Genomic DNA, 20,306 nt, shown 5'->3' with positions numbered 1-20,306 from the left:
GCCCTGGCTGCGGGCTGTTCCTTGGCCGGATACCTCTCGTTCACGACGGGTACGGCACCCACGCCTACGTTCGCATGCGGAAGCTGTGCAATTCACTAGGAGATCTTGTGAACAGACGCGTGCGTAGTGCGCGATGGGGAGCACCCGTCGCTGCGGCCGTCGTGGCCGCCGTCGCTACGATGGTGCTCAACCCGACGCTGGGAGCGACGGCCGCCGCCCCGCACCCGGCGGCGAAGGCGCAGGCCCCCAAGGCGAAGAACGTCATCTTCATCAACGGTGACGGCATGGGCGCCTCGATGCGTGAGGCGGCGAGGCTCAACCTCGCAGGCCTGGAAGGCCAGCTGGCGATGGACCGCCTCACGGCGTCCGGCCAGCTCACCACCACCCCGCGGGACCCCAAGGTCGTCGTGACGGACTCCGCCGCTGCGGCCACCGCGTGGGCCACCGGCGAGAAGACCTACAACGGCGCGATCAGCGTCGACGTCGACGGCAACCCGCTGGCGACTCTCGGCCAGCAGGCCAAGGCAGCCGGCAAGTCCACCGGCCTGGTGACCACCGCTCAGGTCACCGACGCATCCCCGGCGGCGTTCTTCGCCAACACCGTGGACCGCGGGCAGCAGGACGAGATCGCCCGCCAGTACCTGGACGTCAGCAAGCCCGACGTCATCCTGGGCGGCGGCGAGGACTGGTGGCTGCCGGCCGGTACGCCGGGCGCCTTCAAGGACAAGCCCGCGGAGGACACGGCCGAGGCCAGCCGCGGCACCAAGGGCAACCTGATCAAGAAGGCCCAGAAGGCCGGCTACTCGTACGTCAACAGTGCGAGCGGGCTGAGCAAGGCCAAGAACGGCAAGATCCTCGGACTGTTCAGCAACGAGGAGATGTTCCAGCAGCGTCCCGAGGGCCAGGGCGACGTCTACAGCCCGGTCGTGGACCTCGGCACGATGACCAGCAAGGCCCTGACCAGCCTGGACAAGAACAAGAAGGGCTTCTTCCTCATGGTCGAGGAGGAGGGCACCGACGAGTTCGCGCACTCCAACAACGGCACGCGTGTCCTTCAGTCGATGCAGCAGCTGGAGAAGGCCGTCGCGGTGGCCCGCGCGTACATCGCGACCCACCCCGACACGCTGCTGGTCGTCACCGGTGACCACGAGACCGGCGGCCTCTCGGTCGAGGACGTCGACGCCACCGACGAGTCCGGGGACGCCATCTCCGCCGAGGACGGTCCGTTCCCGATCCGCGGCAGCGACCGCAAGTTCGTCATCGACTGGACCACGTCGGGTCACACCAGCGTGGACGTGCCCGTGACGGCGAGCGGTCCGCTCTCCGGCAGCTTCTCGGGCAAGCACCCCAACACGTACGTGCACGACGTGCTCAAGCAGGTGCTCGCACCGCGCCGCTGAACGCGCAGAGCGCAGGGACGGGCCCCGGGAGCAGTGCTCCCGGGGCCCGTCCCCGTGTGCGGGCGCGCCCCGACGCAGGGCGAGGAGGACCACCCACCCTCTATACACGCCAGGTATACACACCATGTACAGTGCCGCTCATGTCTATCGGCCACACCCTGCTCGGACTCCTGGAGTCCGGCCCCCGCCACGGCTACGACCTCAAGCGCACCTTCGACGAGAAGTTCGGCCACGACCGTCCCCTGCACTACGGCCAGGTCTACTCGACCATGTCCCGCCTGCTCAAGAACGGTCTCGTCGAGGTCGACGGCATCGAGGCCGGCGCCGGCCCCGAGCGCAAGCGGTACGCCATCACCGAGGCCGGGATCACCGATGTCTCCGCCTGGCTCGCCCAGCCCGAGAAGCCGGAACCGTACCTCCAGTCGACGCTCTACACCAAGGTCGTCCTGGCGCTCCTCACCGGCCGCAGCGCCGCCGATCTTCTGGACACCCAGCGCTCCGAGCACCTGCGTCTGATGCGTACCCTCACCGACCGCAAGCGCAAGGGCGACCTCGCCGACCAGCTGATCTGCGACCACGCGCTCTTCCACCTGGAGGCCGATCTCCGCTGGCTGGAACTGACCGCCGCGCGACTCGGCCGGCTCGCCGAGGTGGTGAACCCGTGATCCCGGCCGGTTCGCTGCTGACCGCCCACGATCTGCACAAGTCGTACGGGACGACTCCCGCGCTCGACGGCGCCTCGTTCTCCATCCACCCCGGCGAGGTCGTCGCGGTGATGGGACCGTCCGGCTCCGGCAAGTCGACCCTGCTGCACTGCCTCGCCGGAATCGTCACCCCGGACAGCGGCACGATCACCTATGCGGGCCGCGAGCTCTCCACGATGTCCGACGCCGAGCGCAGCGCGCTGCGCCGCACCGACTTCGGCTTCGTCTTCCAGTTCGGCCAGCTCGTCCCGGAGCTGACCTGCGTGGAGAACGTCGCCCTGCCGCTCCGCCTCGGCGGAGCCAGGCGCAAGGACGCCGAGCGCACCGCCCTGCGGTGGATGGAGCGCCTGGAGGTCGACGACCTCGGCGCCAAGCGTCCCGGTGAGGTCTCCGGCGGGCAGGGCCAGCGCGTCGCCGTGGCCCGGGCACTCGCCTCCTCCCCCAAGGTGCTCTTCGCCGACGAGCCCACCGGAGCGCTGGACTCCCTCAACGGCGAGCGGGTGATGGAACTGCTCACCGAGACCGCCCGGTCGGCCAACGTCGCCGTGGTCCTGGTGACCCACGAGGCCCGCGTCGCCGCCTACTCCGACCGTGACGTCACCGTCCGCGACGGCCGGGCCCGTGACCTGGAGCATGCCGCATGACGCTGCTCCACCGGAAGCACGCCCCGGCCGGAGAGGACCCCCGGCCCGCCGCACCGCCCTCCGGGGCCACGGCCCGGCTGCGCGATCTGGGACTCGGGGTCCGTTTCGCGGCCGCCGGCGGCCGCGAGGGATGGATACGGACACTCCTCACCGCGGTCGGGGTCGGCCTGGGTGTGGCACTGCTCCTCGTCGCCTCCTCCGTGCCGCACATGCTCGACCAGCGCGACGGCCGGGAACGGGCCCGCACCGAAACGCGCCATTCGGAGTCGCCCGACGCATCCGCCGCCGCGTCGGACACCACCGTGCTCCGGATCGACGCCGGAACCGAGTACCGGGGCCGCTCCGTCGCCGGTTTCCTGATGCGCCCGGACGGTGCGCACCCGGTCACCCCGCCGGGCGTGGCCGGGTTCCCCGGCCCGGACGAGATGGTCGTGTCACCCGCGCTCAAGGAGCTGTTGAACTCGTCGGAGGGGAACCTGCTCCGCGAGCGGCTGCCCTACCGGATCACCGGCACCATCACCGACGCGGGCCTCGTCTCCCCCAACGAACTCCGCTTCTACGCCGGCAGCGGCACCCTGACCCCCGCCGCCGGCGGCCACCGGCTGACGGCCTACGGCGACAACGATCCGCCCGCCCCCATGTCGCCCCTCCTCGTCGTGCTGATCATCATCATCTCCGTGGTGCTGCTGGTACCCGTCGCCATCTTCATCGCGACGGCCGTGCGGTTCGGCGGTGACCGCCGTGACCGTCGGCTCGCGGCACTGCGCCTGGTCGGCGCCGACATCCGGATGACGCGCTGGATCGCGGCCGGCGAAGCGCTCTTCGGCGCGCTGCTGGGACTGCTGATCGGCCTGGCAATCTTCCTGACGGGACGTCAGTTCGCGGGCGACTTCGTGGTGTGGGACGTCAGTGCGTACCCGTCCGACCTCGTCCCCGCCGCCTGGCCGGCGGGGATCGTCGCCGTCGCGGTGCCGGTCTCCGCGGTGCTCGTCACTCTGGCCGCCATGCGTTCCGTGGTGGTCGAGCCGCTCGGGGTCGTACGCAACGGCCGCAGCCGCAGGCGCCGGCTCTGGTGGCGGCTGCCGCTGCCGGTCGCGGGACTGGCGGTGTTCGCGCTGACCGGGAAGGTCGACGCGAACACGGAGGCCGTCGATCCGTATCCGATCGCGGCCGGAGCGGTGCTGACCCTGGTCGGACTGGCCCTGCTGCTGCCCTGGCTGGTGGAGGCATCCGTGAACCGGCTGCGCGGCGGTCCGGTGCCCTGGCAGCTGGCCATCCGCAGGCTTCAGCTGAACAGCGGGGCGGCCTCCCGCGCGGTCAGCGGCGTCACGGTCGCGGTGGCCGGCGCGGTGGCGCTCCAGATGCTCTTCGCGGCGATGAACGACGACTTCAACAAGATCACCGGGCAGGACCCGACGCGAGCCCAGTTCTACACGTCGTCGGAGCGGGTCAGCGGCGACGCGGCCGCCCGGACGATCAAGGCGTTCCGTGCGACCAAGGGCGTGGACGAGGTCATCGGCACGGTCGAGGTGTACGTGACCAAGCCGGGGAAGTACACCGAGGACGAGGTGCCTCCCACCACCTCGCTGACCGTCGGCGACTGCGCGACGCTGCGCGAGATCGCCCGGATCGACTCCTGCCGGGACGGGGACACCTTCGTCGTCCACCCCCGCGACAAGAAGATGGCCGACTGGGTCGACAAGGCCGCGCGCAAGGGCGAGGAGGTGGAGATCAGCTCGTACACGGACCAGCAGAAGGGCGTGAGACCGATGCTGTGGACGCTGCCCGCCGACGCCCGCACGGTGCTCACCCGCCGCGACCCGCTCGGCAAGGAGAACTGGGGCATCATGGCCACCACCGGCGCCGTCGACGCGAGCACGCTGCCGGGCGCGACGACCGTCGCCCAGATACGGATCGACCAGCACGTCGCGGACGCCGCCGAGTACGTGTGGAACACCGCGGCCCGGCTCGATCCGGGCATGCGGGTCGTCACGCTGACCTCGGTGGCGCGCGACCGCCAGTACGCGAGCATCCAGACCGGTCTCCAGGCGGGGGCGACCGCCACGCTGATACTGATCGCCGCCTCCATGCTGGTCTCGCAGCTGGAGCAGCTGCGGGAGCGCAAGCGGCTGCTCTCCGTGCTGGTGGCCTTCGGCACCCGACGGGTCACCCTCGGCTGGTCGGTGCTGTGGCAGACCGCGGTGCCGGTGGCCGTCGGCCTGACGGTGGCGGTCGCCGGGGGCCTCGGTCTCGGCGCCACCCTGACCTGGATGATCGCCAAGAAGGTGTCCGACTGGTGGCTGTTCCTGCCGATGGTGGGGGCTGGGGCGGCACTGATCCTGCTGGTCACCCTCGTCTCGCTGCCGCCCCTGTGGCGGATGATGCGGCCGGACGGCCTGCGGACCGAGTGACGCCTCACCGGTCACGCGGGGTGTGGTCCCTCCCCGGGGAGGGACCACACCCCCTTGCCGCGTCCTACGCGGCCGCCGCCACCCGTACCGGCAGCACCCGCATCGCCTCGCGCAGGGCGGCGGCGAACTCCTCGAACTCGCCCTGCCGGGCAGCCCCCGTACGCATCCCCAGCGCCACTCGCCGCGACGGCGCGGGCTCCGCGAAGTACCCGGTGACCAGCGCCTCGTTGCGGGCGGTCTCGACGTTGACCGCGGTACGCGGCAGCAGCGTCACCCCGAGACCGCCCGCGACCAGCTGCACCAGCGTGGAGAGCCCGGCCGCGGTCGTGGTGACCGGCGCCCCCTCCGTACGTCCCGCCTCACGGCAGATGTCGAGCGCCTGGTCCCGCAGGCAGTGCCCCTCGTCGAGCAGCAGCAGCGGCAGTTCGCGCAGCGCCTCGCGCGGCAGATCGGCGCGGCCGCCCAGCCGATGGCTGCGCTCCATGACCAGCACGAAGTCCTCGTCGAAGAGCGGGAGTTCGGTCACCTGCGGCACCCCCAGCGGCACGGCCAGCAGCAGCAGGTCCAGCCGCCCCGCGGCGAGCCCCTCCAGGAGCGACGACGTCTGTTCCTCGTGCACCTGGAGGTCGAGCTCCGGGTAGCGGTCGTGAACCAGCCGCAGCACGGTCGGCAGCAGATACGGGGCGACGGTCGGGATCACGCCGAGCCGGAGCACTCCGGTGAACGGGGCCCGCACCGCCTCCGCCTCCTCCATCAGCTCGCCGACGGCCTCCAGCACCGTCCGGGCCCGCACCGCGAGCCGCTCCCCGGCAGGTGAGAGCAGCACCTTGCGCGTCGTACGCTCGATGAGCTGGACACCGAGTGCCTCCTCCAGCGCGGACACGGCACCGGAGAGTGCCGGCTGGCTCATCCCGATTGCAGCCGCCGCGTCCCTGAAGTGCAGATATTCCGCCACGGCCGCGAAGGCGCGCAGCTGCGACAGACTGGGCTGTTTAGGTCGATTGCCCTGGTTACTCTGCGCCACTGATAGGCACCTCCGATCATCGAGACCGAGTGTAGCTATTTCCGCGATCAATGCACTCTGTGCCAAGGTGGACATCGTCCAACCCTCAGGAACTCCCACAAAAGGGAATTCCTACCCTGCAAGGAGAGCGCGTGCTCACTGTCGGTGACAAGTTCCCCGAGTTCGACCTGACTGCTTGTGTTTCGCTGGAGAGCGGCAAGGAGTTCGAGCAGATCAACCACAAGACCTACGAGGGTCAGTGGAAGATCGTCTTCGCGTGGCCGAAGGACTTCACCTTCGTGTGCCCCACCGAGATCGCCGCCTTCGGCAAGCTGAACGACGAGTTCGCCGACCGTGACGCCCAGATCCTCGGCTTCTCCGGTGACTCCGAGTTCGTGCACCACGCCTGGCGCAAGGACCACCCGGACCTGACCGACCTGCCCTTCCCGATGATGGCCGACTCGAAGCACGAGCTCATGCGTGACCTCGGCATCGAGGGCGAGGACGGCTTCGCGCAGCGCGCCGTCTTCATCGTCGACCCGAACAACGAGATCCAGTTCACGATGGTGACCGCCGGTTCCGTGGGCCGTAACCCCAAGGAGGTCCTCCGGGTCCTCGACGCCCTGCAGACCGACGAGCTGTGCCCGTGCAACTGGACCAAGGGCGAGAACACCCTGGACCCGGTCGCGCTCCTCTCGGGCGAGTGAGCTGACCCCGACATGGCACTCGACGAACTGAAGGCCGCCGTTCCGGACTTCGCCAAGGACCTGAAGCTGAACCTCGGTTCGGTCATCGGGAACAGCGAACTCCCGCAGCAGCAGCTCTGGGGCACCGTCCTCGCCTGCGCGATCGCCTCGCGCTCGCCGAAGGTGCTGCGTGAGCTGGAGCCGGAGGCCAAGGCGAACCTTTCCGCCGAGGCGTACACCGCGGCGAAGTCCGCGGCCGCCATCATGGCGATGAACAACGTCTTCTACCGGACCCGGCACCTGCTGTCGGACCCCGAGTACGGGACGCTCCGTGCGGGCCTGCGGATGAACGTCATCGGCAAGCCGGGCGTGGAGAAGATCGACTTCGAACTGTGGTCGCTCGCCGTCTCCGCGATCAACGGCTGCGGCCAGTGCCTGGACTCCCACGAGCAGGTGCTGCGCAAGGCCGGCGTGGACCGTGAGACCATTCAGGAAGCCGTCAGGATTGCCTCGGTGATCCAGGCGGTCGGCGTCACCCTCGAAGCCGAGGCCGTGCTCGCCGAGCAGTAGCAAGCAGTACCCCAGATACGAGAAGGGCCCCGAGGACGACCGACCGTCCCCGGGGCCCTTCTTCTGTGCCCGTGGACCCGCCTACACCACCGGCGGTTTCCTCTCCCCGGTGTCGCCGTCGCCGGTTCCGCCGCCGTCTCGGTCGCCGTCGCCGTTGCGGTCGCGGTCGCCGTCCCCGGTACCGTTCCCGTCGGCTCCGGGAGGCGGCGCCGACGCCCGGGTCGGCGCCACATCGATCGCCGAGGCGCCGCGCGGCCGCGGCGCGTGGCGGAGCGCCTCCTCCTGCCCGTACGTCCGTAGGTAGCCGACCACGGTGTTGGTGACGGCGACCAGCGGCACCGCGACGACCGCTCCGCCGATGCCGGCGATCATGCCGCCGGCGGCGACCGAGAGGACGACGGCGAGCGGGTGGACGCGAACGGCGCGGCCGAGGATGAACGGCTGCAGCACGTGGCCCTCGATCTGCTGCACGGCCAGCACCACGATCAGGACCATCAGCGCGGTGAACACGCCCTCGGTGACCAGTGCGACGACCACCGCGAGCGCTCCGGAGACCACCGCGCCGACCAGCGGGATGAACGCGAAGAGGAAGATGAAGACGGCGAGCGGCACCGCCATCGGCACGTCGAGGAACCAGATGCCGAGCCCGATGAAGATGGCGTCGATCAGGGCGACCAGGACCGTGCCCCGTACGTAGGCGGTCAGCGTGCGCCAGGCGCGCGGGCCGGCGCCCGCGACGCCCGGCCGCGCCTGCGCGGGGACGAGCTTCAGCACCCACTGCCAGATGCGCTTCCCGTCGTAGAGCAGGAAGAGCGTCGAGAACATCGCGAGCAGTATCCCGGTCAGCACCTCCACCATCACCGTGACGCCCTGGAGTCCGGCGGAGGTGATCTCCTCGGTGTTGGTGCCGATGGTGTCGCTGAGGTTCTTCGCGACGTCGTTGATCTGCTGCTCGGTGACGTGGAAGGGGCTGTCGAGCAGCCAGCGCTTCAACTCGTCGATACCGTCCCGCACCTTGTCGGAGAGGGTGTCGAGGTTGTCCATCACCTGCCAGACCACGAACCAGCCGACCAGGCCCATGATGACGAAGCCCAGGACCGCGGTGACCGCGGTGGCCAGTCCTCGTGGCAGCCCGTACCGGCGCAGCCGGGCGACGGTCGGCTGCAGCATCGCGGTGACGAGAAGCGCGGCGACGAAGGCCAGCACCACCAGTTGCACGGCGCTGATGACCTTCATCAGCACCCAGAGCGTGCCCGCCAGGACCAGCAGCCGCCAGCCCGCCTCGGCCGCGACGCGGATCCCCCACGGGATCGCCACGACCGGGTCGGGCCGTGCGGAGACGGCGGGGGCGTACAGGGGCGGCGGGGGCACATGGCCGGACGCGGCGGCGCGGTCGTCGTCGGCGTGGCGGTCGTCGGCGAAGGACGGGCCTTCGGCGGTGGCCGCCACGGCCGTGGCCCGGACCGGCTTCCGCATGTCCCGGTCCTCGTCGGCCTCCGCTTCGGCCCGGCGTTCCTCCAGGCGCTCGCCCAGTTCGGTCAGTTCGGCGCCCAGTCGGCCGAGCCATCCTGGCAGTTTCGACATGTGTGTTCCTCTTCCCCCGAGTTCTCTCCCCACCGCCACCCCGCAGCCGTTCGAACGACCGTACATGCGCGAAGCCCCTCACCGTAGGACGGTGAGGGGCTTCGCGAGGTTGAGACCGGAACCCGGAAAGGTTCTAGTACCAGCCGTTGGCCTGCCAGAACGACCATGCCGCACACGGGCTGCCGTAGCGGCTGCTGTTCATGTAGCTGAGCCCCCACTTGATCTGGGTGGCCGGGTTGGTCTGCCAGTCGGCGCCGGCGGATGCCATCTTCGAGCCGGGCAGTGCCTGGACGAGACCGTACGCGCCGGAAGACGGGTTGCTCGCGCGGTAGTTCCAGCTCGACTCGTGGTTCACGATGTTGCTGAAGCACTGGAACTGGTCGGCGGGCATCATCTGGCGGGCCATCGCCTGGACTTCGGCCACGCTGTACGAGCCCTGCGTGGCGAAGGTGGAAGCCGAGCGCACCTCGGACCGGCTGGCGCGCTCGGCGTCGATCTTGGCCTGGCGCTCCTTCTCCAGCTTGTCCTCGGCCGCCTGCTTCTTCGACTTGGCGTCCTTGGCGGCCTGCATACGGGCCGATTCTTCCGCGGACTTCTTCGCCGCCGCGTCGGCCGCGGACGCCTGGGCGTCGGCCTGCTGCGTCAGCGAAGCGGTCTGCACCTGGGCCTGCTGGCCCGCAGGGATGTCGGCGAGAAGCGTCGTGTCGGCTGCGGTCGCCTCGAAGTTGTTGTCGTCGACAGCAGGAGTGCTGCCCGAGGCAACGCCTACGACGGCGCCGACGGTGGTGACCGCTGTGGCAGATGCCACGGCGAACCCCCGGACCGAGATCCGGCTCACACGGTGTCCTTCCAGCATCGCCCGCTTAGGTGACCTCGCGGACGCAATCGTGCCCCTGAACGCTGGCCTCCCTACTGCTTGGGTCACGGGAGGCACGGGCCCGGTGGGCGACTCCCCTGGAGGAGTGCCACGTGGTACTCGCGGGCGGCATACGGACGGCGGTTGTTGAGTTGTGTGGTGCGTGGCACCTGTGGAGGTGCGGGTGTGCCGTATGCGGGGCCTGACGGAAGCAAGACTCTGCCGGAACGGGCCGCCGCGAAGCAATTCTCCGTTGCGTGTGAAAGCTCACACCCCGTTTGGCCCACGTGTTTGGAGGAAAAGGCGCCACAGCGCGATGCCGCCCGGCTAAGCTCTTCGGCTCGCCGGGCGGCATCAACTGTTGCATCTCGTATCAGATCTGGCCTTCCTCCAGCATTTCGGTCACCAGAGCGGCGATCTGCGACCGCTCGGAGCGGGTGAGTGTGACGTGTGCGAAGAGCGGATGGCCCTTCAGCTTCTCGACCACGGCGACGACTCCGTCGTACCGGCCGACCCGGAGGTTGTCCCGCTGGGCCACGTCATGCGTGAGCACGACTCGGGAATTGGCCCCGATTCTGGACAACACGGTAAGCAGGACGTTCCGTTCCAGCGACTGCGCCTCGTCGACGATGACGAAGGCGTCGTGGAGCGAGCGGCCCCGGATGTGGGTGAGCGGCAGGATCTCCAGCATCCCGCGCCCCAGCACCTCCTCGATCACCTCGCGCCCGGCGACCGCCGAGAGCGTGTCGAAGACGGCCTGCGCCCATGGGCTCATCTTCTCGGCCTCGGTGCCGGGGAGATAGCCGAGCTCCTGCCCGCCGACCGCGTACAGCGGCCGGAAGACCATCACCTTCTGATGCTGCCGGCGCTCCAGTACGGCTTCGAGACCGGCGCAGAGCGCAAGCGCCGACTTTCCGGTGCCGGCCCGGCCGCCCAGCGACACGATGCCGACGTCCTGGTCGAGCAGCAGATCGAGGGCGATGCGCTGCTCGGCGCTGCGGCCGTGGATCCCGAAGGCCTCCCGGTCACCGCGGACCAGGCGCACATTGCCCTCGGCCGTGATCCGGCCGAGGGCCTTGCCGCGGTCGGACTGCAGGACCAGTCCGGTGTGCACGGGCAGTTCGGCGGCCTCGGGGACGTACAGCGTCTCCTCTCCGAAGAGCAGATCCACCTGCTCGGCGGAGAGGGGCAGTTCCGACATGCCCGTCCAGCCCGAATCGGTGATGGCGAGTTCGGCGCGGTACTCCTCCGCGAGGAGTCCGACCGAGGATGCCTTGATGCGCAGCGGCAGGTCCTTGGAGACGACCGTGACGTCGTACCCCTCGGCCTGGAGATTGCGCGCGACCGCGAGAATCCGTGAGTCGTTGTCCCCCAACCGGTAGCCGGCGGGCAGTACGCCGGGATCGGAATGGTTGAGTTCGACGCGCAGCGTCCCGCCGAGATCCCCGAGCGGGATCGGGGCATCCAGCCGGCCGTACCGGACCCGGAAGTCGTCCAGCAGGCGCAGGGCCTGCCGGGCGAAGTAGCCGAGCTCCGGATGGTGGCGTTTGGCCTCCAGTTCCGTGACCACGACGATCGGGAGCACGACTTCGTGCTCGTCGAACCGGGCCATGGCGTTCGGATCGGCCAGCAGGACGCTGGTGTCGAGAACATAGGTGCGCCTGTCGGGCATGCGGCGCTTTGTGCTGGTCACCACGGAAGGACGTACCCCCTCGGACGAGGTTGGGGTGCGACGGCGTCGCGGAGCATCCCAAAGGGAGAGGACGGACCGGGCTGCGACCACCTTGCGCGGGCCGAGCGCCGGCCCTCCGCGTCGGACGCACTGTATGTACGGTCCTTCGTGTGCAAAGGGCCTCCCGGGCGAGCGGACTCCATGCCGCTCACTTGGACACGACGTCCGCCTGGTTATTGACCGGACGTCGACCTGAGAGGGGTATTCCCTCGAACACGCGAAGCCATGCCCCCATGGGGTGGGCGGGTGAGCCTGGAGTGATGTTCCCGCCGCTGCGGGTCGCGGGCCGTCCGGGGGCGGTGGCCCGGCCGCCCGGGTCCGGGCCGCCCATCGGACGGTTCCGTCCTCGCACGCAGGTCGGGCCGCGTCCGCCGCCTCGTACGGCCGTCCACGGCCGCTTCCGCGGGCCGGGACCGGAACCGGCCGCCGCACCCGGGCGGGGACGGCGGCTCGGGGTGCTCGGGGCCGGGCACGGGCGCGCCCGGCGGGGAGAGCGGAGGGGGCGGGCTCAGCCGCCGTAGCGGCGGTGGCGTGCCGCGTAGTCGCGCAGGGCGCGGAGGAAGTCGACGCGGCGGAACGCCGGCCAGAAGACTTCGCAGAAGTAGTACTCGGAGTGCGCGCTCTGCCAGAGCATGAAACCGGACAGCCGCTGCTCGCCGCTGGTGCGGATCACCAGGTCCGGATCCGGCTGCCCTCGCGTGTACAGGTGTTCGGAGATCAGGTCGGTGGAGACGATCTCCGCCAGGTCCTCGAAGGACGTCCCCTTGGACGAGTGGTCGAGCAGCAGCGACCGCACCGCGTCCGCGATCTCCTGCCGGCCCCCGTAGCCGACGGCGACATTGACCAGTATTCCGTCGACTCCGACCGTCGCCTGCTCGGCCTCCTTGAGGACCGTCTGGGTGTGTGCGGGCAGCAGGTCGAGCGTGCCGACGTGGTGGACGCGCCACCGCCCGTCCGCCGCCAGGTCGCGCACGGTGTTCTCGATGATGCCGAGCAGCGGGGTCAGCTCGGACTCGGGCCGGTCGAAGTTGTCGGTGGAGAGCAGCCAGAGGGTGACGACCTCGACATCGGTCTCGCTGCACCAGCCGAGGAGTTCCTGGATCTTGTCCGCACCCGCCTGGTGCCCCTCCGCGGCCGTGCCGCCGGACGCCTTCGCCCAGCGCCGGTTGCCGTCGAGGATGACACCGATGTGCTTGGGCACCTGGGCGTGGTCGAGGCGGGCCTCCACCCGGCGCGCGTAGAGCCCGTACACCAGGTCGCGCAAGTTCACTGAGATTCACCTCTCGGTTCTGTGCGGGCCCGCCCGCCCCATTTCCCGGGGTCCGGGGTCGACCCCCTGGGGATCGCCGCACTGGTCCACAGAGTCCGTTGCTCCGCCGTGCCGTGGCAGTACCCGAGGCCGCCACATTACTGCGCAGGCGCCGCACCGGCCCAACCTGGCCTGTCACAAGTACGTGATAAAGAGGGAAACGTGACTGATTCTTCTCTCTCCTACCGGGCCGCCGGTTCGCGCTACGACTCCATGGAGTACCGCCGGACCGGCCGCAGCGGTCTCAAGCTGCCCGCCGTCTCGCTCGGCCTGTGGCACAACTTCGGCGACGACCGCACACTCGATTCCCAGCGGGCGATCCTGCGCCGCGCCTTCGACCTCGGTGTCACCCACTTCGACCTGGCCAACAATTACGGGCCGCCGCCCGGCTCCGCCGAGCTGAACTTCGGGAAGCTCTTCCATCAGGATTTCGCCCCGTACCGGGACGAACTCATTGTTTCGACCAAGGCCGGTTATGAAATGCATCCGGGGCCTTACGGCGAATGGGGGTCCCGGAAGTACCTGCTGTCGTCGCTCGATGCCTCGCTGAAGCGGATGCAGCTCGATTACGTCGACATCTTCTACTCGCACCGCTTCGACCCGGACACGCCTCTCGAGGAGACGATGGGTGCGCTGGCCTCCGCGGTGCGGCAGGGCAAGGCGTTGTACGTGGGTGTGTCCTCGTACAACGCGGAGCAGACCGCAGAAGCCGCCCGGCTGCTGAAGGAGATGGGCGTACCGGCCCTGATCCACCAGCCGTCCTACTCGATGATCAACCGCTGGACCGAGGACGACGGGCTGCTCGACACGCTGGAGGCGGCCGGCATGGGCTGCATCTCCTTCGTGCCGCTCGCCCAGGGGCTGCTCACCAACAAGTACCTCAAGGGCATCCCCGAGGGGTCGCGCGCCACCCAGGGCAAGTCGCTCGACCCCGGTCTCCTCTCCGACGAGGTGATCCGGCGGCTGAACGGGCTGAACGGCATCGCGCAGCGGCGCGGTCAGTCCCTCGCCCAGCTGGCGCTGAACTGGGTGCTGCGGGACAGCCGTATGACGTCGGCCCTCATCGGCGCCTCGAGCGTGAAGCAGCTGGAGGAGAACGTCGACGCGCTGGCCGGACCGGCGTTGTCCGCCGAGGAGCTGAAGGAGATCGACACCTTCGCCGTGGACACCGAAGGCACCAACATCTGGGCCGGACGGGGCTGAGGTCCTGCGGACACCGGGCTGACGTCCCCGCTCCTCGCCGGGCCGGGCACACGGTCCGCGCCGGGCCCGGGGCCCGGTCTTCACGGGTCCGGCCCGGGGTCCGCACAGCGGGCCCACAAAAAACGGGCCGGTCCGTGGGGGGGGGATACGGACCGGCCCGAGGGGGGGTTTCCACCATAACCCTTCGTAAGTGATGCTGCGTGCCACGCCACTCCATAATTACTCTCCGAGTACGCCGGACTCCGTTCCGGGCATGCTCCACCGGGGCGGGAGGGGTACCGGACACGGGCGGGAAGAGAGTGAACGGGGACAGGCGCCGGCTTGACGCGAGGGCGGCGCGGCCCGGCTCCCGGAGGTGCGTCAGTGGCCGCCCTCCGGCTTCACGCAGCCGGTGCCCTCGATGTAGCGGCCGTGCGCCTCGGCGGTGACCTGTCCGCGCCTGCCGTCCGTCGAGACGTACACCACCCCTTCGAGGCAGATCGGGCCGTGGTCGATCAGGTACGAGTCGCCGACGCCCAGGGAGGCGGTGGTGACGGTCCGGGCGGCGTATCCGAGTCCGGTGAGGACCTTACGGACACCGGACGCGGTGGTGTGCGGGTCGTCGGCCACCGGGGTCAGGGCCGCCTTGATCCGCTCGGCCTGGGCGTCGGCGTCGGCCCGTTGGGCGGGGGACAGTTCGCGGGGCTGCTGGAAGGCGTGGTTCTCCGCATAGTGCGGCGCGAGGTCCACGTCGCCGGATTCCTCCTCCGGGGCGGCGCCGCCCGCACCCTGGGCGCCGGTCGCCGCTCCGGGTGCCGGGGGGACCGCGGAAGCGCGGGACGTGGGCGCGGGCGCCGTCGGGGTGGTGACCTGGCCGGGGCGCGAGGCGGCGGCGGGGGGTCGGTCGGCGCTCGGAGTCCGCTCCTTCCCGCAGCCCGCGAGGGCCGGGGCGAGGATCAGCAGGGTCGCGCCGACGAGGACCGCGCCCGTGCGGCGCGCGCAGGACAGGGGCCGGGTACGTCCAGAGGTCATCGGACGAGTATGGGACAGCCCCCGGCCTGACGGGGCGCCAGTTCCCCGGTTTGCGGCCACCCGCACCGCGTTCGTGACCCCGGTCCGGGGGCGCCATCGGCACCGGAGCAGCCCTCAGGTGACGGCTTCCGCGCCCCGGTGGCCGCGGGTGAAGCGGATGGCGACCGTGTCCCCGCCGAGGACGACGAACCGGCCGCCCTCGCACCGGATGACGGCCTCGCGCACGTTGCCGTGCTCGTCCCGTCGTTCCTCGGTGCGGGTGACCGTCCACCCGCCCTCGGGGGGTTCCGGCAGGTTCGGCAGACCGGAGAAGCCCCACTGGCCCGCGGGAACGCACCAGTCGGGCAGGTGCGGCCAGGTGCCGGGGCCGATGTGCAGGCTCCAGTCGGAGGCGCACGTCAGGAGCAACGACTGGCCGTCGGAGAGCAGGAATTCGACGGCCTCCGGTTCCCCCATCCGCCCCTCCGGCCGGTAGAAGAGGCCGAGGACGCCGGTGATCCGTGTTCCTCTGAGCCATTCGGAGTCACCGCCTCGCGGGTTGCGGAAGGCTTCCTCCTCGTGCTCCGCCCTCATGGCCTGCTCCTTCCCCGTGCGCTCACCGCCCAGGGTCGCATCATTTGCGCCCAGGACGGTGGAGGAGCTCGTGCCGTCGCGTACCGCGGCTCCGTTCGGCGCCGCGATTCCCGCCGGGCGGCGACCGGCCGGCCTCCGCGGCAGGCCGGGGCGAGCGGGTCGTCCGCAGGCCGCTACAGCGGCTTGCGGGCCTCGATCAGGAAGCGGGTGGTGTGGGCGACGAACGGCCCCTCGGTCTCGATGAGGTGGTGCAGGGAGGCGAGTTGCGGCCGGTACTGCTCGACCGTGAAGCCGGGCACCATCCAGATCACCTTCCGCAGGAAGTAGACGACGGCGCCGATGTCGAAGAACTCGGTACGCAGCGTCTCCGGTCGCAGATCGACGACGTCGAGCCCGGCCGCCTCCGCCTCCTCGCGGGCCCGCTGCGGGTCGCGGACACCGCGCGCCGAGGACGGCTGCGGACCCAGGAAGTACTCGACGAGCTCGAAGACGCTGGCCGGACCCACCTGTTGCGAGAAGTACGTGCCGCCGGGCTGCAGGACGCGCGCGATCTCCGTCCACCAGGTGGTCACCGGATGCCGGCTGGTCACCAGGTCGAAGGCGGCGTCCCCGAACGGCAGCGGCGGCTCGTCCGCGTCGGCCACCACGACGGCGCCGAGCGGGTGCAGCCGGGCGGTGGCGCGGGCGATGTTCGGGGGCCACGACTCGGTGGCGACGGTGAGCGGTGGCAGCTTCGGGGCGGAGGCGAGGACCTCGCCGCCCCCGGTCTGGATGTCGAGTGCCGCGCGGGCCCGGCCCAGCCGGTCCCCCATGGCGCGCGCGTAGCCCCAGGAGGGACGCTCCTCGGTGGCGCGGCCGTCGAGCCAGGAGAAGTCCCAGCCGTCGACCGGGACGGCCGCGGCCTCGGCGACGAGCCTCTCGAAGCGGGCGTGTTCGTCTTCGTCGGGGTTTCCAGGCATACGGCGATGGTGTCACCCGTGTCCCGCGGACGCGAAGGGGTTTCGGGCTCACGGCTTGCTCAGGCGGCGAGTGCGCCCAGCAGCAGTCCGACCAGCGCGCCCGCGATCATGAAGGGCCCGAACGGGATGCCGGTTCTGCGCCCGGCCCGCCGCAGGATCATCAGCGCGAACCCGTACACCGCGCCGAACACGAACCCGGCGAAGCCCCCCATGAAGAGCACCGCCCAGCCGTACCAGCCGAGTGCCACCCCCAGTGACAGGGCGAGCTTGACGTCACCGAATCCCATGCCGTTCGGGTTGATCAGGAAGAGCACGAGGTAGAAGCCGCCGAGCGCCAGCCCGCCCAGCACCGCGGAGGTCCATGATCCGGCGTGCTCGGGCAGCAGCGCCGCGCCGCCCAGGAGCAGGACCGCGACGCCGGCGAGCGGCAGTGTCAGCCGGTCGGGCAGCCGGTGGACCCGCCGGTCGATGGTGGCCAGGAGCACGGCGACGGGGGCGAGGAGCAGCCAGACGGCGAGCTCCGGGCGGAGCCCGGCGGCCGCGGCGAGGGCGGTGCAGCCCAGAGCGGTGACGACGGGGGCGAGGAGGGAGGACGCGTAACGCCCGGCAGCACTCACCTCGTCGGCGGTGACCGCGTCCGGTCCGTCGGCGGTGACGCCGTCCGTCCCGGGGGCGGTGACCGGCGCCTGCCCGGGGGCCGTACGCGGCGCGGCACACGCGGCGCATCGGGCCGGGCCGAGCCAGCCGCGGGCCACCCCGCTGAAGGGGTGGCCGGCGGGGCAGGTGTCCCGCCATGCCTCCTCGGGTTCGACCGAGAACCGGTAGGCGGCGCGAGGGACGAGGAGTCCGGTCGCGGCGCCCCAGAGCGCGGCGATCCCCAGCAGCAAGGCGTACACGGAACCGACCCTAGGCGGACGGGCAGCCGCCGACCATGGGTCCACGGGCCCACCGCACGCGTTTCCGGGCCCAGTGACCGTCACCGGACGCTACGGTCGTGGCCATGGGTCAATGGCGCAATGGAAAAGGGACGTTGACGGTCACGGGCGGCCCGGAGGGGGAACCCGAGCGGGAGGTGCCGCTCCGGATCGCCGCCTCGTACCGGGCGCGGTCCAGAGGGCTGCTCGGGCAGGACGGGATCGACGGGGCGCTGATGATCACCCCGTGCGGGAGTGTGCACACGTTCCGGATGCGGTTCGCGATCGATGTCGCGTATCTGGACCGGAAGTTCGACGTCGTGGCGGTCCACACGATGAAGCCGGGACGGCTGGGGATGGTACGGCTGCGCTCGCGCCATGTGCTCGAGTCGGAGGCAGGGGCGATGGAACGGTGGGGACTGCGGCCGGGGGTACGGGTGCGGATCACCCAGGCCGACGACCGGACGCCCTGACACGGGCGGCGCCCTCGGCACGGGCGTCGCCGCGTCACGCGGCTCAGGGTGCCGGGCGGGTGCCCAGGCCCCGGCCGACGAGCGGCGTCACCGTGCGGATCAGCTTCAGCTGGGTGGAGCGCAGCACCTTCACCGTCGTGTCGTCGGCCCAGCCGGTGGTCGTGGACCACTCGTAGCCCGAGCCGACCACCTCACTCGCGAACGCCAGCTCCGTCGCGAGGAGGGCCCGCGCCCAGTCCATCGGCTCCAGGGCTTCCCTGGCCGCGAGTGCCGTACGGATCCTGGCACCGCGCCGGTTCAGGTCCGCCGCATCGTCGAAGCCCATGGCCACGGCGAACTCCTCGGTGCACCGTGCAGGGCCGCTCCACTCGATCAAGCCCTGTTGCAGGAGCCGGGACTCCTCATCGGTCAGCGTCAGCTGTTCAGCCGTCTGCACGCCAGTCGCCACCTTTTCCGCCCTTCCGGGAGCCCGCCCGACCCCACGGCAGTTGTGCGTATGCGGGTGCGGGCGGCTGTCATCGCTTCGGGCTGTGACGCTAACGATGTCCCGCCGCCGCCGTCTTGGGCCCCAGGGCTCATGGCCGGGCCCAGCCCCGGCAGTGGGCGGGTGAACGGCCGGCCGGCGGGTGGTGAACGGCGCGGTACAACCATCCGGCGCGCCCGGGGGTCGTACAGGAGGCGGGAAGGATCTTGCGCCCCCTTCCCGAACTTTCCTTTTTCGCGACGGAGTTGATGCACGTGTCCGTACTCTCTCAGTGCCGTCGACTGGCGGTGGCGACGGGTGTCGCACTGGTGGCCGGAGCCGTCGCGGTCCCCAGCGGTTACGCCGCGCCGGCAGGATCCGCGCCCGCGGCGAGCACGCCGAGCACCAAGCGGCTGCAGGACGACTTCAACGGTGACGGATACCCGGATGTCGCCGTCGGCGCACCCCTGGCCACCGTGGGCAGCGCGTACCAGGCAGGCGCCGTCAGCGTTCTCTACGGCGGGCCCGGCGGCCTGTCGGCCACCCGCAAGCAGGTCGTCACCTGGCCGGACCGGCCGGGTCTCGTGAGCGCGTCGGACTCCCGGTACGGGACCGGTCTGCGCAGCGCCGACCTGGACGGCGACGGGTACGCGGATCTGGTCGGGCGTCTCTGGGTCGCCACGTCCGACGGTGACATCGGCATCACCCTCGCCGTCAACTGGGGCAGCTCGTCGGGGCTTTCGAAGAACGCGACCGTTCTGAAGTCCGTGCCGGGCGACCAGCAGGACGCGACCGGCGATCTGGCCGTCGGCGATGTGGACGGGGACAGGATCCCCGACATCGCCGTGGGTGATGTGCGGCGCGGCGGCCACGTGCTGCACGGCCCGCTCAGCCGGTCGGGCGGCTACAGCCGGCTCAGCGCGTTCTCGGTCGGCAGCGACCCGGCCGTGCTCGACACGTCGCGCCTGGCCGTCGGTGACGTCACCGGCGACGGGACCGGCGACCTGGTGGTGCTCGGTTTCGGGCCCAGCGACCCGTGGCAGCAGCACACGTATCTGCTGGCCGGTGGCGCCTCCGGGCTCGGCGCCCCGGTGGAGATCAAGGACGCGGACGGGGCGGGCGTCGGCGGTACCGCCGTGGGCGTCGCCGATCTGGACAAGGACGGTCACGGCGACATCGTCATCGGCCGCGCGGACGAGTGGTCGCAGGCGGACACCCCGGTGAAGAAGGGCGGCGCGCTCTTCGTCTCGTACGGCGGCCCGCAGGGGCAGTCGACCGGCCGCAAGCCGGTCTGGATCAATCAGGACACCGCGGGGGTGTCGGGGACGGCCGAGTTCCACGACCGGATGGGCGACAACCTGTCGTTCGGCGACACGAACGGCGACGGCTACCCGGACGTGGCCACCGGGCTGCCGGGCGAGAAGGTCACCGGCACCGCGGACGCCGGCCGGGTGCTCGTCCTCAAGGGCGGTCCGGCCGGGCTCAGCGGCGCGGGCTCCAAGGAGTTCGGCCAGTACACGGCCGGGTTGACGGGCACCGTCGAGCAGGGCGACCAGTTCGGGGAGGGCGCCACCGCCCTCGGTGACTACGACGGCGACGGGCGCGCCGGACTGGTGGTCGGCGACCCGTCGGAGAACGGCAGCCGCGGCGCTCTGTGGATCTTCGGGTCGGACGCCACCGGGATCGTCGCGACCGGTGCGGTCTCGTTCGGCGCGGCCACCCTCAAGGCCCCGACCGGCCCGTCCCGGTTCAGCGAGTCCCTGACCGACTGAGCCGGTGATCCGTCCGCGGCCGGGCGGCCGTGGGCGGAT

Annotated in this window: 19 protein-coding genes; 9 read left to right on the top strand and 10 right to left on the bottom strand. The window is 70.9% G+C overall.

The features are described from left to right. Window positions 1-179: 179 nt before the first annotated feature. The 4 genes from ACFVXE_RS18020 to ACFVXE_RS18005 all read left to right on the top strand — a co-directional run bounded on the left by ACFVXE_RS18020 (window position 180) and on the right by ACFVXE_RS18005 (window position 5,159). A complete protein-coding gene (locus ACFVXE_RS18020) occupies window positions 180-1,400 on the top strand; it encodes an alkaline phosphatase (protein WP_389672114.1) in 1,221 nt (406 codons plus the stop codon). A gap of 140 nt (window positions 1,401-1,540) precedes the next feature. Then, window positions 1,541-2,065, top strand: coding sequence for a PadR family transcriptional regulator (locus ACFVXE_RS18015; RefSeq protein WP_389672113.1), 525 nt, complete (start codon window positions 1,541-1,543; stop codon window positions 2,063-2,065). Further along, complete coding sequence (locus tag ACFVXE_RS18010; RefSeq protein ID WP_389672112.1) at window positions 2,062-2,748, top strand: ABC transporter ATP-binding protein; 687 nt, start codon at window positions 2,062-2,064, stop codon at window positions 2,746-2,748. The genes ACFVXE_RS18015 and ACFVXE_RS18010 overlap by 4 nt, the downstream gene beginning before the upstream one ends. Continuing rightward, the gene (locus ACFVXE_RS18005) at window positions 2,745-5,159 is read left to right on the top strand and encodes an ABC transporter permease (RefSeq protein ID WP_389672111.1); all 2,415 of its coding nucleotides are present in this window, start codon (window positions 2,745-2,747) and stop codon (window positions 5,157-5,159) included. The genes ACFVXE_RS18010 and ACFVXE_RS18005 overlap by 4 nt, the downstream gene beginning before the upstream one ends. Before the next feature lie 64 nt (window positions 5,160-5,223). Here ACFVXE_RS18005 and ACFVXE_RS18000 read toward each other — a convergent pair whose 3' ends face one another. Continuing rightward, window positions 5,224-6,183 carry a hydrogen peroxide-inducible genes activator gene (locus tag ACFVXE_RS18000; RefSeq protein WP_389672110.1) on the bottom strand — a complete coding sequence of 320 codons (960 nt, stop codon included), beginning with the start codon at window positions 6,181-6,183 and terminating at the stop codon, window positions 5,224-5,226. 131 nt (window positions 6,184-6,314) lie between these two features. Here ACFVXE_RS18000 and ACFVXE_RS17995 point away from each other — a divergent pair, with 131 nt between their 5' ends. Together ACFVXE_RS17995 and ACFVXE_RS17990 are read left to right on the top strand one after the other, a co-directional pair. Further along, window positions 6,315-6,869, top strand: a complete 555-nt coding sequence (locus tag ACFVXE_RS17995; RefSeq protein WP_030969360.1) for a peroxiredoxin — start codon at window positions 6,315-6,317, stop codon at window positions 6,867-6,869. A gap of 12 nt (window positions 6,870-6,881) precedes the next feature. Then, window positions 6,882-7,418: an alkyl hydroperoxide reductase gene (locus ACFVXE_RS17990; protein WP_389672109.1), complete on the top strand. Its 537-nt coding sequence runs from the start codon at window positions 6,882-6,884 to the stop codon at window positions 7,416-7,418. A gap of 81 nt (window positions 7,419-7,499) precedes the next feature. On the opposite strand, the gene ACFVXE_RS17985 is transcribed toward ACFVXE_RS17990, so the two are convergent. From ACFVXE_RS17985 to ACFVXE_RS17970, 4 genes are all read right to left on the bottom strand, one after another. Continuing rightward, window positions 7,500-9,002: an AI-2E family transporter gene (locus tag ACFVXE_RS17985; RefSeq protein ID WP_389672108.1), complete on the bottom strand. Its 1,503-nt coding sequence runs from the start codon at window positions 9,000-9,002 to the stop codon at window positions 7,500-7,502. A gap of 133 nt (window positions 9,003-9,135) precedes the next feature. After that, on the bottom strand, window positions 9,136-9,840 hold the full coding sequence (locus ACFVXE_RS17980; RefSeq protein WP_389672107.1) for a lytic transglycosylase domain-containing protein: 705 nt from the start codon (window positions 9,838-9,840) through the stop codon (window positions 9,136-9,138). Between the two features lie 391 nt (window positions 9,841-10,231). Next, window positions 10,232-11,554, bottom strand: a complete 1,323-nt coding sequence (locus ACFVXE_RS17975; RefSeq protein WP_389672106.1) for a PhoH family protein — start codon at window positions 11,552-11,554, stop codon at window positions 10,232-10,234. 544 nt (window positions 11,555-12,098) lie between these two features. Further along, on the bottom strand, window positions 12,099-12,860 hold the full coding sequence (locus ACFVXE_RS17970; protein WP_389672105.1) for an isoprenyl transferase: 762 nt from the start codon (window positions 12,858-12,860) through the stop codon (window positions 12,099-12,101). A 201-nt stretch (window positions 12,861-13,061) separates the two neighbouring features. Between ACFVXE_RS17970 and mgrA the strand changes: the two genes are divergently transcribed. Further along, window positions 13,062-14,102, top strand: a complete 1,041-nt coding sequence (mgrA, locus tag ACFVXE_RS17965; protein ID WP_389672104.1) for an L-glyceraldehyde 3-phosphate reductase — start codon at window positions 13,062-13,064, stop codon at window positions 14,100-14,102. A gap of 360 nt (window positions 14,103-14,462) precedes the next feature. Here mgrA and ACFVXE_RS17960 read toward each other — a convergent pair whose 3' ends face one another. The 4 genes from ACFVXE_RS17960 to ACFVXE_RS17945 form a co-directional block, all read right to left on the bottom strand. Next, a complete protein-coding gene (locus ACFVXE_RS17960; RefSeq protein WP_389672103.1) occupies window positions 14,463-15,113 on the bottom strand; it encodes a hypothetical protein in 651 nt (216 codons plus the stop codon). 114 nt (window positions 15,114-15,227) lie between these two features. Continuing rightward, on the bottom strand, window positions 15,228-15,686 hold the full coding sequence (locus ACFVXE_RS17955) for a hypothetical protein (protein ID WP_389672102.1): 459 nt from the start codon (window positions 15,684-15,686) through the stop codon (window positions 15,228-15,230). A gap of 173 nt (window positions 15,687-15,859) precedes the next feature. Continuing rightward, window positions 15,860-16,645, bottom strand: a complete 786-nt coding sequence (locus tag ACFVXE_RS17950; protein WP_389672101.1) for a class I SAM-dependent methyltransferase — start codon at window positions 16,643-16,645, stop codon at window positions 15,860-15,862. A gap of 59 nt (window positions 16,646-16,704) precedes the next feature. Next, entirely contained in the window at window positions 16,705-17,541 is an 837-nt protein-coding gene (locus ACFVXE_RS17945) for a prepilin peptidase (RefSeq protein ID WP_389672100.1), read from the bottom strand. 104 nt (window positions 17,542-17,645) lie between these two features. On the opposite strand from ACFVXE_RS17945, the gene ACFVXE_RS17940 reads away from it, so the two are divergent. Beyond that, window positions 17,646-18,032, top strand: coding sequence for a DUF192 domain-containing protein (locus tag ACFVXE_RS17940; RefSeq protein WP_389672099.1), 387 nt, complete (start codon window positions 17,646-17,648; stop codon window positions 18,030-18,032). 43 nt (window positions 18,033-18,075) lie between these two features. Here ACFVXE_RS17940 and ACFVXE_RS17935 read toward each other — a convergent pair whose 3' ends face one another. Continuing rightward, on the bottom strand, window positions 18,076-18,468 hold the full coding sequence (locus ACFVXE_RS17935; RefSeq protein ID WP_389672098.1) for a hypothetical protein: 393 nt from the start codon (window positions 18,466-18,468) through the stop codon (window positions 18,076-18,078). A gap of 302 nt (window positions 18,469-18,770) precedes the next feature. On the opposite strand from ACFVXE_RS17935, the gene ACFVXE_RS17930 reads away from it, so the two are divergent. After that, window positions 18,771-20,267 carry an integrin alpha gene (locus ACFVXE_RS17930; RefSeq protein ID WP_389672097.1) on the top strand — a complete coding sequence of 499 codons (1,497 nt, stop codon included), beginning with the start codon at window positions 18,771-18,773 and terminating at the stop codon, window positions 20,265-20,267. Window positions 20,268-20,306: the final 39 nt, after the last annotated feature.

This window comes from Streptomyces sp. NPDC058231 (assembly GCF_042882275.1).
Classification (GTDB): Bacteria; Actinomycetota; Actinomycetes; order Streptomycetales; family Streptomycetaceae; genus Streptomyces.
This window is presented reverse-complemented; position numbering and strand designations above follow the sequence as displayed.